Source organism: Methylogaea oryzae, assembly GCF_019669985.1.
GTDB classification, from domain to species: Bacteria; Pseudomonadota; Gammaproteobacteria; order Methylococcales; family Methylococcaceae; genus Methylogaea; species Methylogaea oryzae.
This window is the reverse complement of record NZ_AP019782.1, coordinates 3,591,620-3,605,875: the sequence shown is the minus strand read 5'-3', so window position 1 is coordinate 3,605,875 and position 14,256 is coordinate 3,591,620. Positions and strand designations below refer to the sequence as shown.

Below are 14,256 nucleotides of genomic sequence, written 5' to 3'. Positions count from 1 at the left end.
GAAATCGGTACTTCTTTCCGCCGCACCGGGGGATGCGGCAATGCTTTCAATTCAGGCCCGCTTATTGTTCCCTCTCCCTTAGGGAGAGGGTTAGGGTGAGGGGAAGTAAAAGGCCGTGACCTTTTTCCCCTCATCCCAGCCTTCTCCCGGAGGGAGAAGGAGCATTAATTATTTGCAGTGTTCCTAGCAACTCGCCCGCCGCATGCGGTCCCTAACCGCCTGCCAAGCCTCCGTTTCCGGCGGCGCTTCCGCCAGCAGCACGTCCAGGCCCATGCGGTCGAAGCGGCGCAGCACGGCGAACAGCCGGCGTGCGTAGTCGTCCGGTTCGGCCGGCATGGGGAAAGGCAGCAGGTCGGGCGTGGCGGCGATGCCGCAGCGTTGCGGATCGATGAACAGGATGGCGGCCCGGCGTCCGGTTTGCGCCAGTTCCTCCGCCCGTTGCCGCAGCTCTTCCGCCGGCCAAACCTCGAACGGCGTTTCCGGCGCGTAATGGGAGGCCAGCATGCCCGGGGCGCGGATGGCGACCGGGGTGCTGGGCGGGGCGATTTCCTCGCCCAGCACTTCCTGCAATTCCGACAGGGCGATGGCGCCGGGCCGCAGCAGCACCGGCCGGTCGCCCGCCAGGCTGAGGATGGTGGATTCCACCCCGACGCGGCAGGGGCCGCCGTCCAGGATCATGTCCACCCGATCGCCCAGTTCGCGCCGCACGTGCCAGGCGCGGGTCGGGCTGACCCGCCCGAAGCGGTTGGCGGACGGCGCGGCGACGCCGCCGCCGAAGGCGCGCAACAAGGCCAGCGCCACCGGATGGGCCGGCACCCGCAGCCCAACGGAGTCCTGCCCGCCGGTGACTTCCAGCGGCGCGCGCCCGCGCTTCAAGATCAGCGTCAAGGGGCCGGGCCAGTAGCGCGCCGCCAGCCGCAACGCCCCTTCGGGCACTTCCCGCGCCCAATATTCCAGGGATTCGGCGCCGGCTGCGTGGACGATGAGCGGATGGTCCGCCGGACGCCCTTTGGCCGCGAAAATGCGCAGCACCGCCTGCGGATTGGAAGCATCCGCGCCCAAGCCGTAAACGGTTTCCGTGGGAATGGCCACCAAGCCGCCGTCCCGCAGGCATTGCGCGGCGGCGGCGATGGTTTCGGGAGTCGGTGTTTTCATCAAAACTGGCCTAGGGCGGGTGGCCCGTTGGGTCGTCGGAACGAGGGAAAGTCGCCGCTATCGGCAGGTTTACCGGAGGCAAGGGGCGGCCCCGCGCCCCTGGAACAACGGACAATTCTACTCCAAGCGGGCTATCCCCTCCATCCCCGGTGGCGCAAGCCTTGGCGGCCTCCTCAAAGCGCTTGGCACGCCTCCTCCATCGTCGCCAGCCGCGGACGCGCGGGATCGCCCAGCAGTCGCAGCAGCCGCTCGAATTCCGGGTCGCTGCCGAGCAATGCGCCGCCGACTTTCAGCAAGGCGTCTATGCGCCGTTTGTCCAATGACCATGTCGTCGAAATCGCTTGGTATTTGCGCCGGCAGTCGGCGTCGACGATGGCGTCGAAATCCACCGAGATCAGGGCGGTATTGTCGGCCAGCGCTTCGAAACGCGCTTTTTTCGCGGGATCGCCAAGCGCCATTTGGCGGAATTCGTCCATGAGCAAATTGCGCAGCTGCGCCGCGGTGCCGGCGGTGGTTCGGTCTATCGGCGCGTTGATCGAGGCGAGCAGCATGTCCAACTCGCCTGGCGTCGCCTGTCGCTGGTCGAGCTCGGATGGGGCGAAGGATCGCGCGTTGACCACGACGAAGATCAGCTTGGTGATCCGCCCGCTGTCGATTCCGCCGAGCAGCGAGCGCTGCGTATCGCGCGTCGCCAGCATGCGCAGCGGCTCGGAGATGCCCAGGTTGTCGGCGATGCCGCCGTCGAGCAAATGGATGTAGCTTTTCGGCGCTTTGCCGTCCTTGCCGAGGGCGTAGGCTTGTTCCACGCGGGCCAGCGACGCGCGCTGGGGATTGTCGTACCAAACGCCGTCCTCCTGCCGCGTGCCGGGCTCGTCGATGCTGTCGGTCACCCAGGGCGGCGGCCAATGGCTTTTCCCTTGGGTGGCGGAACAGGGCGAATAGTTGGTCAGCGTCACCGGCGTCAGGGCGACCGGAAAGGCGGCGGAAGCGGCAACGGCGGTCGCCAGCGGCAGGCTCGAAAGGTCGCTGCAGAGCAGGTCCATTTTGCGCTGGGTGAACGGAAACGGGACGCCCTCCACCATGTCCGCCGCGTTCAGCACGAGGAACGGCAAGCGCTGGCGATCCAGCAACGCCTGGTAAGTGGCGCCGTGGAACAGCCGCTCATCGAGGTAGTCGATCAACAGGTCTATGCGCTCCAGGCCGGGCGCGGCCAGTCGCGCCAAGCCCAGGGGGTTGAGCCCGTCGAAAAGCAGGGCGCGCATGCCGTCGCGGCGTATGAAGTCGTTTTCCAGCTTGTCGAAGCCGGCGGGCCCTTCGAGGGCGAAATAGCCGGCGGCGACGCTGCCGCCCGAGACCGAGGAAATGATGTCGATTTCTTGGGCCAGGGTTGCGCCGTGGGGCAGCGCGATCTCATTGAGCGCCCGGAGCACCGAAAGCGTCAGTGCGGCGGCGCGTGTGCCGCCCCCCGAGGCGGTGACAACGACCAGGGTGTCTTCCAGCCCGGACGGCGGCAGCTTGTTCCAGCGGTAGCCGTGGCTTTCGTCAACGATCTGGGCTTCCTGGTTGCGGGTGGGATAAGAGCAACCGGCCGTAAAAAGCGCTGCCGCGAAGCAAACGCCGCGCAGGACGTCCCGCGCATTGAAAATCCCCATGACCGTCCTCCCTCAGACCGATTCCGGCGGCACGACCGGATCGAGCTCGATTGCCACAGACGTTTGCCGAGCCGTGACGCGGAATTTTTTGCGGAAGTCCACTTTGCCTTGGCTGTCGAGCGTCTCGGCGGTATGGCCGCCGGCGGCGACGGTGAACGTGTCGGTCGATGAGTTTCCCGCCGGGTTCTGGTAGTCGCCGTTAAGATAAATAAGCCGATCCTCCGGCCTCAAAATGCGCAAGCTGGCGAACATGGCTTTCCTCCCTCGATCGATGACGTGCGGCATGGGGTTCATGCCGGCCAATCCTTGTTCGGGCGTCCCCGCCGTTCGCGCGCGGCCGGGGCCGAATTTACCGATGCGGCCCCGTCGGATTTCGCCTCGCCGGCGCCGCAAGCCTCAGTGTATATGTGCTCAGCGGTAAAGCGCCACGGCTATTTTCCGGGCCCGCGGCGCGGGCATCGCGGCGGAATATCCGCAAGCAACCGGACCCGTCGGCCGGCGTTTACCAGGCAAAGCCGGGGATGACCCAGTCGGGCCAAACCCCGTGCTCGCGGGCGATGGCCGATACGCGACGCAGGCGCGCGGCATCGTCCGCCGCGTCGGCGAAATCGGCGCCGTGGATGCCGCCGGTGACGAAGGCCGTCGCCAAGCCCGCCCGGTGGCCGCCCACCACGTCGTGGCCGACGGAATCGCCGACGGCCACGGCCTGGGCCGGGTCGAAATCCGCCAGCACCTGGCCGCAATAGCGGTAGATGGCCTCGTGGGGTTTGCCGATGTAATGCACCGTGCCGCCCAGTTGTTCGTAGCGCCGCGCCAGTTCGCCGGCGCTGAAGGTCAATCCTTGCGGCGAGAAGCGCACCAGGTCGGGATTGGCGCAGATCAGGGGCAATCCGCGGTTGCCGCCGCATTCCAACAGGGGCAGGTAATGTTCCAGAGGCAGGCCGTCGGCCACGCCGGCCAGCAGGATGAAGTCGGCGTCGGCCACGGTCGGCGTTAGCTCCAAGTCGAGTCCCCGCACCAAGCTGTCCGAGCCGTCGCTGCTCAGCAGGAAACAGCGGCGGCCCAGGGACGGCGGGAAAGGCGGCGTGCGCGCAGCCAAGGCGTTGCGGACCACTTCGCCGGATGTGACCACGGCGGTGTAGCAGTCTTCGGGGATGCCCATGGCGCGCAGGCGTGCGACGTTGTCGGCCGCCGGCTTGCCCGAGTTGCTGAGCACCGCCACCTGCTTGCCTTGGGCCATCAGGCGGCGCAGGCAGTCGACGGCGCCGGGGAACGGTTGCCGGCCGTCGTGCAAGACGCCCCATTGATCGACCAGGAAGGTCCGGTAACGGTCAGCGAAGGCGGCGGTTCCCGCGACGAGCCGGGATTCGGTCAATGGCGTTTTATGCATCATTACGTCAGTTCCTGCAGGGAGTCGGTGAATAAGGCGATGCCATGCCTCAGGGCGAGGCGCGGCATCGCCGCGCTGTCGAATGCGGACGGTATATGGCGGCTTTCGGCGTCAAGTGGTTTGGTCCCCGCGCGATGAGTTTGAAAAATGGGTTCAAGGAGGGGTGTGAAGGTCGGTTCCCAATGCCGCCTGATAATCCGCGTGGGCCTTAAACAAGGCGTTGGCGGCGTCCGCTTCCATCAGGGCGGCGTCGCCGCTGGCGATTTCCCGCAGGTTGACGAACAACAGGGTGCTTTCGCCCAGCTCGAAGCGGGTGCGCTCGCCCTCCTCCAAGCGCTTGGCGGCTTGCCGCTGCCGGCCGGCCAGTTCCAGGCGCTGGCGGGCGGCTTCCACGGCCGACAGGGCGTCGCGCACTTCGGCGGCGATGCGGTCGTCCGCCAGCTGTTTCTCCAGCTTGAGCCGTTGCAAGTTGGCGGCGGCGGCCTGGGCACGGCCTCCGGCCACGCGGCGCTGCAAAGGAATGTCGATGTTCAGGCCCAGGTAGAGTTCTTCCCGGTTGAGTTTGTCCTTGCCGGGGCCGATGTCGCGGGCGCCCATGACGGAAAAGTCCACTCCCGGCGCCTGTTGGTTGCGTTGCAGTTCCAGTTCGGTCTCGGTTTGCCGTCCCTGCAAATCCAGTCGCCGCAACTCCGGCCGTTGGGCTTGGGCGGTGGTCAAGGCGTCGGCGAAATCCTTGGACACCACGGGCTCCGCCTCGGGAAATCCTGTCGGCAGCCGGCCGGCGTCCGGCAACTGCGGCTGGCCCTGTTCGTCGCGCCAGTACAGCGACAGCTGGATGGCGGTTTGTTCCAGCAGGCGGCGCGCGGCCACCTGGCGTTCGCGCCGTTCCAGGATGGCGCGCTGGTTGTCGGCGGCCTCGAATTCGGCGATGTCGCCGGCCGCCGCCCGGCGGCGGATGCCGGCGTCGCGTTTTTCGGCGATGTCCAGCATGGCGTCCGCCACCCGCAAGCGGCGGCCGGCCAGCACCCAGTCCCAATAGCGGTGGGCGGCGACCCGGCGCAGTTCGATCAGCGCCTGGTCGTATTCGTGGCCGGCGATCAGCTCGCCCAGCTCGGCCTGCGTCAGGCTGGCGCGGCGGCGGTCGATGGAGCCGTTGCGCCACAGCGGGACGTTGACGCCGACGCGGGCTTCGCCGTCGGTGGCGGTGAGGCTCTTGCCCTCGTATACCGGATAATCGCCCAGGCCGCGCCGCCAGCCGCCGAAGAAGGTGGCGCCCCACAGGCCGGTGGGCTGTTCGACGCTCACGTCGTAATTGCGGTTTTCGTACAAGCCGGCCACGGACCAGCGGTTTTGCGATTTGAGCAAGGTGTCGAAGCCGCCTTCCGCCGCCAGTCTTTCCCCGGCGGCCGCTTCCTTGCGCTGTTCCGCCGCCAGCAGGGCGGGAAAGGCGCGGGTCGCGGCGGCCAGCACTTCGTGCAACGCCAGCGGCACGGCGTCGCCCGCTTCGGCGGTGAGTATCCACGACAGCAAAACGGCTGCGGCGAATGCCTTTCTGGCGGCGTCCCTGGGCGCGCGGGCATCCTGCCCGTCCCCGTCGGAGTGGGCCGCCAGTCGTAAAAGCGGCGCGTAGGGGCGGCACTTGCGGGCAAGATGCCCGCGCTCCCAGGGGAGGTTCATCCACGCATAAGCAGTGCGGTTCATTTGTCTTTGCCCTCCGCTTCGCTTTTGGGAGCATCGGCCTTATCCGGCTTGGCCAGTCCGGGCGGTTCCGGCAGCACCAGCGGCGGAAAGCCGTTGAAAATCCGCCACAGCTCGTAGCCCAGGGTCACCCGTCCCAGCTGCACCCAGCCGTTGGTGCGCACGCCCTGGCGCAGGAAGCGCTCGGCCGGCCAGGGTTGCTCGTCTTCCGGATCCGGCGTGACCAGCAGCCGGAAATGGCCTTTGCCGTCGTCGGTGGCGTCGATGAACGCCACCCGGCCGCCGAAGCTGCCGATGGACAGCTCCGGCCAGCCGCCGAACTGCACCGCCGGATAGCCCTCGAATTGCAATCGCACCCGGCTGTCGGGAACGATGAGCGGCACGTCGTTGCCGTCCATCCACAGCTCCACGGCGCGCTCTTGCGCATCGGGCACCAGGATCGCCAAGGGCTGGCCGGCCTTGACCAATTCCGCGCCGGGGGCGGCCGCCAGGCGCAACACCACGCCGTCGCGGGGCGCCGAGACGGATTGGGTCTGCTGGCGCGCCAATCGGGTTTCCAGCTTGAGCAGGTCGGCGCGCGCGTAGTTCTGGTCCTCCAAGGCCTTGTTGAGTTCCGCCCGGCTTTTTTCCACGGCGGCGGCGGTGTCCGCTTCCAGCTTGCGGCGGTCGGAGGACAAGGCTTCCACTTCGGCAGCGGCGGCGCGCAAGGCGGCTTGGCCCCGCTCGGCGTCGGTGCGCCGCTGCGCCATGTCCAGCTGCGCCAATTCCAGGGTGCGCCGCGAGGCCAGCCCTTCGCCATGCAAGGCGGACTGCCGATCGAGGTTGAGGGCGGCGGTGCGCTGGGCCGCTTGCGCCGCTTGCAGGGCTTGCTCGGCGGCCTTGCGCCTTTCCCCGGCCATGTCCAGCCGCGCCTCGGCGGCGGCCAGGGCCTGGGGCCGGGCGGTTTCGGCCATGCGCAGCTGTTCGCGGAAGGTCTCCACCCGGGCGTCCACCGCGGCTTGGCGCGCCAGCAGGGTTTGCCGCTCGGCTTCCAGGCGCTGCAACAGCTGGGGGTCGTTGTCGGCCAGCTCCGCCAGCACCTCGCCTTGGCGCACCCGGGAGCCTTCCCGCACCAGCCAGCGCGACACACGGCCGTCCACGGTGGCGCTCACCACCTGTTGCCGCTCGACCGGCGCATAGGCCACCACCCGGCCGACGCCGCGCACGTTTTGTTGCCAGGGAACGAAAGCCAGCAGCACCAGCAGGATCAGCAGCAGGGTTCCCAGCCGCCGCGCCAGCCGGTGCGCCCAAGGCGCCGTTTCGGCCGAAGCCAGGCAAGGCAAGGGGGCGCCGAAATCAGCCATGGCCGGCCTCCGTTACGGTCAATCTGCCGCCATCGAGACGGCCGACGCGTCCGCAATGGGCCAGCACGGCCGGGCTGTTGGTGGCTGTCACCAGCGTCCAGGGCGCATCCGGACGCAACAGTTCGGGAATCACCGTTTGCGCCACGCGATTGTCCATGCGGTCCAAGACCCGATGCAGCAGCAACAACCGGGGGCGGCCGGCGATGGCGCGGGCCAGGGTCAGCCGCAAGCCTTGTTCCTGGGTTAACGGACCGGCGTGATGGAACAGCAGGGTGTTGAGGCCGTCGGGCAGGGCAAGCAGCTCTTCCAGCAGTCCCACCGTGCGCAAGGCCGTGTACAGTTCCGGCAAGGGGATGTCCCGGCCCAGGCGCAGGTTGTCCAGCACCGTGCCGTGGACGATTTCCGTATCCCGCACCAGGGCGACGGAACGGCGCAGCTCGTTCAATTTGATTTCGCGCAGATCCTGCCCGTCCAGCCGCACGCTGCCCGCCAGCGGGGAACGCAGCCCGTACAGCAGTTCGAGGACGGCGCCGAGGCCGGCCAAGCGGGCGCCGGTCAGCGCCAGGCGGTCGCCGGGGGCGATGTCCATGTCGATGGGCGCAACCGGCTCCCGGCCTAGGCCTTGCGGCGGCGTCACGCCGCGCAGCTGCACGGCGGCCGGCCCTGCGGCCCGTTCCGGCGCCGCGCCGTCGCCGCGTTCCTGGGGCAGGTCCAGCAAATGGCCGATCTTGTCCATGGCGGCCGCCAGCTCGTAGTAGTTGTCGAGTACCTTGCCCAGCCGGGTGAGGCCGTAAATCATGGCGCCCACCACCAGTTCGGCGGCGATCAACTGGCCCAGGCTGAGCTGGCGTTCGATCACCATCCAGCCGCCCATGCCCAGCAACAGGGTGCCGGCCAGGGCATGCAGCGCCAGGGCGCCGACGTTCTGCCGCATGACGACGCGGAAATGGTTCGCGCAAGCGTCCAGATAGCCCCGCGCCGCCTGGTCGGTGCGCACCGCCAGGTAGGACTCGCCGTCGGCGAATTTGCCCAGCAAGGGGTTGCGGGCCAGCTCTTCCAGCCAGGCGACGGCGGCGTATTTGGCCTTGGATTGGGCAATGGCCGTCTCCACGCCGCCCCGCCCCAGCACCAGCAGGATGAAGGCCAGCGCCCCCAGCAGAAACAAGTCGAAGGCCAGCAGCATGGGGTGGTAGAAAGCCAGCAGGATCATGCCGATGAAGGACTGCAACAGGTAGGCGACCGCTTCCAGCAGCAGCACCGCGCCGGCTTTTTGCACCGTCAGCACGTCGAAGAACCGGTTGACCAGTTCCGGCACGTCGCGGCGGTCGCGGGCGGCGGCGCACACCCCTTGCAAGCGGGCGCCGGCTTCGCCGAGATAACGCACGAACAGCCGCCGTTGCAGCATCTCCACCACGTAGAACTGCACGCCCAGCAGCAGGTTGTTGAGCGACAGGCACACCAGCAGCACCAGGGTCAGCACCACCAGCGGCTGGAGCAAGGCGCCGAAGGCGATGGTGTTGACCAGCGCCTGCACCGCTACCGGCGTGGCTAGGGACATGACGCCGATTCCCACGCTGTAGGCGATCACGGCGCCGATGTCTTCCCGCTCCAAAGCGGCCAGCTCCCGTAGGCGGGCCAGGGGATGGAGCGATGGCGAATGGCTGGTGTCCATGGCTAAACGGTTGCTCTGGGTATACGGCCGATTACCCCGTGTTGCGCATGCCCGCCGCGATGGCGTTGATGCTGCGCAGCAAGGGCTGCATCCAGGGGCTTTCCGCCGGGGCTTCGTCGCCGCCGGCCCGCACCCGCCGCAGCAGCGTGGCCTGCAGATAGTTGAGCGGGCCCAGGTAGGCGTTGCGGCGCTTGAGGGAGGCGGCCAGTTCCGGGTTTTCCGCCAGCAGGCCGTCGGCTTCGGCCACGTCCAGCACCCAGTCCTCGCAGCGCTGGTATTCGGCGGCGATCAGGTCGTGGATGCGCTTGCCGGTGGACGGCTCCGGGCAAAGTCCGGCGTATTCCCGGGCGATTTCCATGTCCGATTTGCTCAAGGCCATTTGGGCGTTGCTGAGCAGGTTGCGGAAAAACGGCCATTCCCGGTACATGGCGCGCAGCCGTTGCAGCCGCTCCGGCTTGCCGGCGCACCAGCTGGCCAGGGCGGAGCCGATGCCGTACCAGGCAGGGAAGGTCTGGCGCGACTGGGCCCAGGAGAACACCCAGGCGATGGCCCGCACCGATTGCTTGGAGCGGTCCTTCTTTTTTCGGTGGGAAGGGCGCGAGCCGATGTTGAGCTGGCCGATTTCGCCTACCGGCGTGGCTTCGTAGAAATAGTCGAGGAAGCCGTCGGTGCGTTCCGTCAGCTCCCGGTAACTGTGTTCGCCGATGCGGGCCAGTTCCGCCATGACCGCCAAGTCTTCCGTCCGGTCCTGCCGCACCGGCTGCACCAGGCTGATGCTGGCCTTGAGCAGGCCGGTGACGCCCATGGTCAGCTCGTAAACGGCGGTCTCCATGTTGTTGTAGCGGTAGAACAGCACTTCGCCTTGCTCGGTGAACTTGATTTGGCCGCGCACCGTGTCGGGCGGCTGGGCGAGGATGGCTTCGTGGGTGGGGCCGCCGCCGCGTCCCACCGTGCCGCCGCGGCCGTGGAACAGGCGGCAGGGGATGCCGCGCGCCTCGGCGATGGCGATGACTTGCCGCTGGGCCTGGTACAAGCCCCAGGTCGAGGCGAGGATGCCGCCGTCCTTGCAGGAATCGGAATAACCCAGCATGACTTCCTGGCGTTCGCTGGAGGCGTCCAGCAGCGCCCGGTAGACCGGCAGGTCCAACAGGGTGGTCAGCACCGATTCGATATGGTTGAGGTCGTCGATGGTTTCGAACAGGGGGCTGACGCCGATATGGCAGTACCAGCCTTCGCCCAGGCGTCCGGCCAGGCCGCTTTGGGCGGCCAGCAGCATGACTTCCATGATGTGGCTGGCGGCGTGGGTCATGGAGATGACGTAGCGGCTGAAGCAGTCGGCGCCGATTTCCCGGCGCATGCGCGCCATGACGCGGAACACCGCCAGGGTTTCGCGGGTGGTGTCGGATAGGGCGGCGGCGTCGTAGTCCAGCCCGCCGGGCAGGGCGATGGCTTGGCTCAGCAAGGCGAGTTTTTGCGTTTCGTCCAGCGCGCGGTAGTCCACGCAGAAATCGGCTTGGTCCGCGCGGAATTTGAGCGCGGCGAGGATTTCCGCCACGGCCTCGCTATGGCGGGTGGATTCTTGCCGCACGTCCAGCTGCATCAAATGGAAGCCGAAGGTCTCCGCCAGGCGGATCAGGTCGCGCAGGCCCAGCTCCGCCACTTCGCCGTCGTTGTGGGCGTATAGCGAGTCGCGGATCAGCAGCAGATCGGCCATGAAAACGGCGGCGTTGGCGTAGGCGTGGCTTTCCCGCGCGTCGGCTTGGCCGGCGAGGCGTCGTTCCGCCTGGGCCAGGGTCCGCTCCATGCGGTATTTCATCAAGGCCAGCTTGTGGCGATAGGGTTCCTGCAGGTAGTGCCTTTCCAGGCCCGTCACCGCTTCGCCCAGCGCTTCGCGGTCGGCCGCCAGGCTGGCGAGGAATGCCTCCGTCGGTTGGCAGAAACCGTAGGAATGGGTGATTTCGCCGCGCAATTCGTCGAGCAAGCGGATGTATTCCTGCAGGATCGTGCAGGTTTGCATGCGCAGGGCCAGCTCGGTGGTTTCCGGCTTGACGTTGGGGTTGCCGTCCCGGTCGCCGCCGATCCAGGAGCCGTAGCGCAGGAAGCTGGGGATGCGGATGTCGCGGGCCGCCGCTTCGCCGTACACGTCGGCCAGGGCGCGTTCGAAGTTGCGGTACAAGCGTGTGGTCGCTTGGAACAGGGAGAGGGGGAAATAAAACAGGCCGGATTCGATTTCGTCCAGCACGCCCATGCTGCGGGACCGGACTTCGTCGGTTTTCCACAGCGCCTGAATTTGCCGATGCAATTTCTCCAGGGCGACTTGGCGGTAATAGCCGCGCACCTGGGGATCGTCCAGCCGCTCGTTGGTGAGGAAGATGTTGCGCAACTGGTTGCGCACGGTGCGGCGCTTGGCTTCCGTGGGGTGGGCGGTCATCACCGGCAGGTACAGCAGTTGCTCGAACAGGGCGGGAAGTTGCTCCGCCGTAACGCCGGACTGCTTGAGGAGCAGCAACGTGTCGTGGAACGAGCCGGGCCAATAGTGGCCGCCCCGTTCGGTTTGCCGGCGGCGCTTGAGCAGGTTGGTGGATTCCTCGGCGATGTGCAGCAGGCTGAAATACAAGCTGAAGGCCCGCACGACGTCGCTGGCGACTTCCGCTTCCAACGGTTCGATGATGTTGAGCAGGGATTGCCGCCGGGCCGCGCCGCCGTCCCGGTGCAGGCCGGTAAAGCCCCGTTGCAGTTGCTCTACGGTGGCGGCGATTTTGGGGGCGGCCTGGGCTTTCAGTACCCGCGCCAGCACCGATCCCAACAGGCGGGTGCTGCGGCGGAGTTCTTTGTCGTCGGCTGTTTTGGTCATCGAAGCCTTGAATTCGTTGGTGGTTGCGTTGCGCCCGTATTCCTCGAACTGCCGGTGTTTGGCCGGGGGCGTCGGCGGGCGATGGATGTGCTGCCAGATTACCGACGGCTATAGCGATAGTAAAATAGAATGTAACTATCGGAAAAATTGAAAATAACTATAAACGAGCGACGCAATGGAGCGGCTGAACTACCAGCATTTGTATTATTTTTGGACCGTCGCCAAGGAGGGCGGTATTTCCCGCGCCTGCGAGACGCTGCATCTGGCGCAGCCCACCGTCAGCGCGCAGTTGGCGGTATTCGAGCAGGCAGTGGGGGAAAAGCTGTTGCGGAAGAACGGACGGCGGTTGGAGCTGACCGACATGGGGCGGGTGGTGTTCCGCTATGCCGACGAGATTTTTTCCCTGGGCCGGGAGCTGACCAATACCCTCAAAGGCCGCGCCGGCGGGCGAGCGCCGCGGCTGCTCGTGGGCATCGCCGACGCCTTGCCCAAGCTGATCGCCTATCGGCTGTTGGAGCCGGTGCTGAACCTGCCCGAGCCGGTGCAGATGGTTTGCCATGAAGACAAGGCCGAGCGCTTGCTGGCGGAAATTTCCCTGCACGGCATGGACCTGGTGTTGTCGGACACTCCGGCCACGCCCAGCGGCGGCTCCCGTGTCTTTACCCATCTGCTGGGCGAGTGCGGCGTGGCGGTGTTCGGCGTTGCGGCGCTGGCCCAGCGTTATGCGCCGCATTTTCCGCGGTCGCTTAACGGCGCGCCGTTTTTGCTGCCGACGCCCAATACGGCGTTAAGGCGCTCCCTGGACCAGTGGTTCGACAGCGCGGGGCTGTGTCCCAATGTCCTGGCTGAAATCGAGGACAGCGCCCTGGTGAAGACCTTCGGGGCTGCCGGTGTGGGGTTGTTCGTGGCGCCCACGGCGGTGGAGGAGGAGATTCGCCAGCGCTACGGCGCGGAAATCGTGGGCCGTGTCGAGGGGGTGCGGGAGCGGTTTTACGCCGTAACCGTTCAGCGCAAGCTGAAGCATCCGGCCGTGGAGGCCATTCTGGAACAGGCGCGGGCGGGGTTGGCGCTGCTGGACGGGATGGAATAGGCCTCGGGCGGCGGAAGCGACGCCCGAGGGGGGGCGGGCTAGCGGTTGACCTTGACCAGGGTCACGTTGAAGATCAGCGCCATATTGGGGCCGATGGCGCGGCCGGTGCCGCCGGCGCCGTAGGCCAGCTCCGCCGGGATGGTGAATTCGTATTCCGCGCCTTCCTTCATCAGCTGCACGCCTTCTTGCCAGCCGGGGATGACGCCGTCGAGGGGAAAGGACACGCCGTTGCCGGCATCGAATTCCGTGCCGTTCACCAGGCTGCCGCGATAGTCGACGGTGACATTGTCCGTGACCGCCGGCTTAATGCCGGTGCCTTCCTTGATGACGCGATACTGCAAGCCGCTGGCGGTGGTGATCACGCCGGGCTGCTTGGCGTTGTTTTCCAGGTAGGCCTGGCTCTGCCGCAGGTTTTCTTCCGGGTCGCCGACGGTGCAGCCGGCCAAGCTGAGCGCGGCGCCGCAGATCAAGGTCAATAAACGCAAGGTTTTCACAGGCTTGTTCATTGTGGTCTTACCGATACGGATCGTTCCGTGGCCGCGCCTGTCGGCCCGGGTGTACGCTTGGACCGAGGAAATGGCTTGGACAGGGAGGGATGGACAATAAAAAAGCCGGTTGGGGTTCCGGCTTTCACTTTGCTACTTGAATTGGTCGGGGCGAAAGGATTTGAACCTTCGACCCCCTGCACCCCATGCAGGTGCGCTACCAGGCTGCGCTACGCCCCGAAAACTTGGAGAATGATACCAGCTTTCTGAATTTATTTCAGCAGTTCGAGGATTTCTTCCAATTCGTCCAACATGTTTTGGATGACTTCGGTCTCCTCGATGACCGCTTGGCGTACGCCTTCGGTGGACAACAGCAGGCGCGCGCCGCCGATGGTGTAGCCTTGTTCGTACAGCAGGCCGCGGATTTGGCGGACCAGCAGCACGTCTTCCCGTTGGTAATAGCGGCGATTGCCGCGCCGCTTGACCGGCTTGAGCTGGTCGAATTCCTGCTCCCAGTAGCGCAGCACGTGGGGTTTGACGCCGCACAGCTCGCTCACTTCGCCGATGGCGAAGTATTTCTTCGCCGGGATTTCCGGCAGTACCGCTCCGTTGCCGTTACTCTGATCCAGCATCGCAACCTACCCTTGCCTTGAGTTTCTGCCCGGCGCGGAAGGTGACCACGCGCCGCGCCGAAATGGGAATTTCCTTGCCGGTCTTGGGATTGCGCCCCGGTCTTTCGCCTTTGTCGCGCAAGCCGAAATTGCCGAAGCCGGAAAGCTTGACCTCGCGGCCGGCTTCCAAGGCGTTTTTGATCTCTTCGAAAAATTGCTCGACGATTTCCTTGGCCTCGCGCTTGTTGAGGCCCAGCTCATCGAAGAGCCTTTCGACCAACTCGGCTTTGGTCACCGTCATTTCAA

Annotated in this window: 12 protein-coding genes and 1 tRNA gene; 1 reads left to right on the top strand and 12 read right to left on the bottom strand. The window is 66.4% G+C overall.

Annotated elements, in window-relative coordinates:
- Nucleotides 1–183: 183 nt before the first annotated feature.
- The 8 genes from K5607_RS16000 to ppc all read right to left on the bottom strand — a co-directional run bounded on the left by K5607_RS16000 (nucleotide 184) and on the right by ppc (nucleotide 11,764).
- On the bottom strand, nucleotides 184–1,155 hold the full coding sequence (locus K5607_RS16000; RefSeq protein ID WP_221047604.1) for an L-threonylcarbamoyladenylate synthase: 972 nt from the start codon (nucleotides 1,153–1,155) through the stop codon (nucleotides 184–186).
- 173 nt (nucleotides 1,156–1,328) lie between these two features.
- Complete coding sequence (locus K5607_RS15995; RefSeq protein WP_054774677.1) at nucleotides 1,329–2,807, bottom strand: patatin-like phospholipase family protein; 1,479 nt, start codon at nucleotides 2,805–2,807, stop codon at nucleotides 1,329–1,331.
- Nucleotides 2,808–2,819: 12 nt separating this feature from the next.
- Complete coding sequence (locus tag K5607_RS15990; protein ID WP_221047603.1) at nucleotides 2,820–3,059, bottom strand: hypothetical protein; 240 nt, start codon at nucleotides 3,057–3,059, stop codon at nucleotides 2,820–2,822.
- Between the two features lie 250 nt (nucleotides 3,060–3,309).
- Nucleotides 3,310–4,200 (bottom strand): TIGR01459 family HAD-type hydrolase, encoded by an 891-nt coding sequence (locus K5607_RS15985; RefSeq protein WP_221047602.1) that lies wholly within the window; start codon nucleotides 4,198–4,200, stop codon nucleotides 3,310–3,312.
- A 150-nt stretch (nucleotides 4,201–4,350) separates the two neighbouring features.
- Nucleotides 4,351–5,898, bottom strand: coding sequence for a TolC family protein (locus K5607_RS15980; RefSeq protein WP_246598896.1), 1,548 nt, complete (start codon nucleotides 5,896–5,898; stop codon nucleotides 4,351–4,353).
- Complete coding sequence (locus tag K5607_RS15975) at nucleotides 5,895–7,238, bottom strand: HlyD family secretion protein (protein WP_221047601.1); 1,344 nt, start codon at nucleotides 7,236–7,238, stop codon at nucleotides 5,895–5,897. Before K5607_RS15975 ends, K5607_RS15980 begins: the two co-directional genes overlap by 4 nt.
- On the bottom strand, nucleotides 7,231–8,910 hold the full coding sequence (locus K5607_RS15970) for an ATP-binding cassette domain-containing protein (protein ID WP_221047600.1): 1,680 nt from the start codon (nucleotides 8,908–8,910) through the stop codon (nucleotides 7,231–7,233). The genes K5607_RS15975 and K5607_RS15970 overlap by 8 nt, the downstream gene beginning before the upstream one ends.
- 31 nt (nucleotides 8,911–8,941) lie before the next feature.
- On the bottom strand, nucleotides 8,942–11,764 hold the full coding sequence (gene ppc / locus K5607_RS15965) for a phosphoenolpyruvate carboxylase (RefSeq protein ID WP_221047599.1): 2,823 nt from the start codon (nucleotides 11,762–11,764) through the stop codon (nucleotides 8,942–8,944).
- 175 nt (nucleotides 11,765–11,939) lie between these two features.
- Between ppc and nhaR the strand changes: the two genes are divergently transcribed.
- Nucleotides 11,940–12,854 carry a transcriptional activator NhaR gene (gene nhaR / locus K5607_RS15960; RefSeq protein ID WP_054774121.1) on the top strand — a complete coding sequence of 305 codons (915 nt, stop codon included), beginning with the start codon at nucleotides 11,940–11,942 and terminating at the stop codon, nucleotides 12,852–12,854.
- A gap of 38 nt (nucleotides 12,855–12,892) precedes the next feature.
- Here the strand turns inward: nhaR and K5607_RS15955 are convergent, their stop codons facing one another.
- The 4 genes from K5607_RS15955 to K5607_RS15940 form a co-directional block, all read right to left on the bottom strand.
- On the bottom strand, nucleotides 12,893–13,360 hold the full coding sequence (locus tag K5607_RS15955) for an FKBP-type peptidyl-prolyl cis-trans isomerase (protein ID WP_054774120.1): 468 nt from the start codon (nucleotides 13,358–13,360) through the stop codon (nucleotides 12,893–12,895).
- A 142-nt stretch (nucleotides 13,361–13,502) separates the two neighbouring features.
- A tRNA-Pro gene (locus K5607_RS15950) sits at nucleotides 13,503–13,579 on the bottom strand.
- Between the two features lie 32 nt (nucleotides 13,580–13,611).
- On the bottom strand, nucleotides 13,612–13,971 hold the full coding sequence (locus K5607_RS15945) for a MerR family transcriptional regulator (RefSeq protein WP_221047598.1): 360 nt from the start codon (nucleotides 13,969–13,971) through the stop codon (nucleotides 13,612–13,614).
- Nucleotides 13,955–14,251 (bottom strand): integration host factor subunit alpha, encoded by a 297-nt coding sequence (locus tag K5607_RS15940; RefSeq protein ID WP_054774119.1) that lies wholly within the window; start codon nucleotides 14,249–14,251, stop codon nucleotides 13,955–13,957. The genes K5607_RS15945 and K5607_RS15940 overlap by 17 nt, the downstream gene beginning before the upstream one ends.
- Between the last annotated feature and the right edge of the window lie 5 nt (nucleotides 14,252–14,256).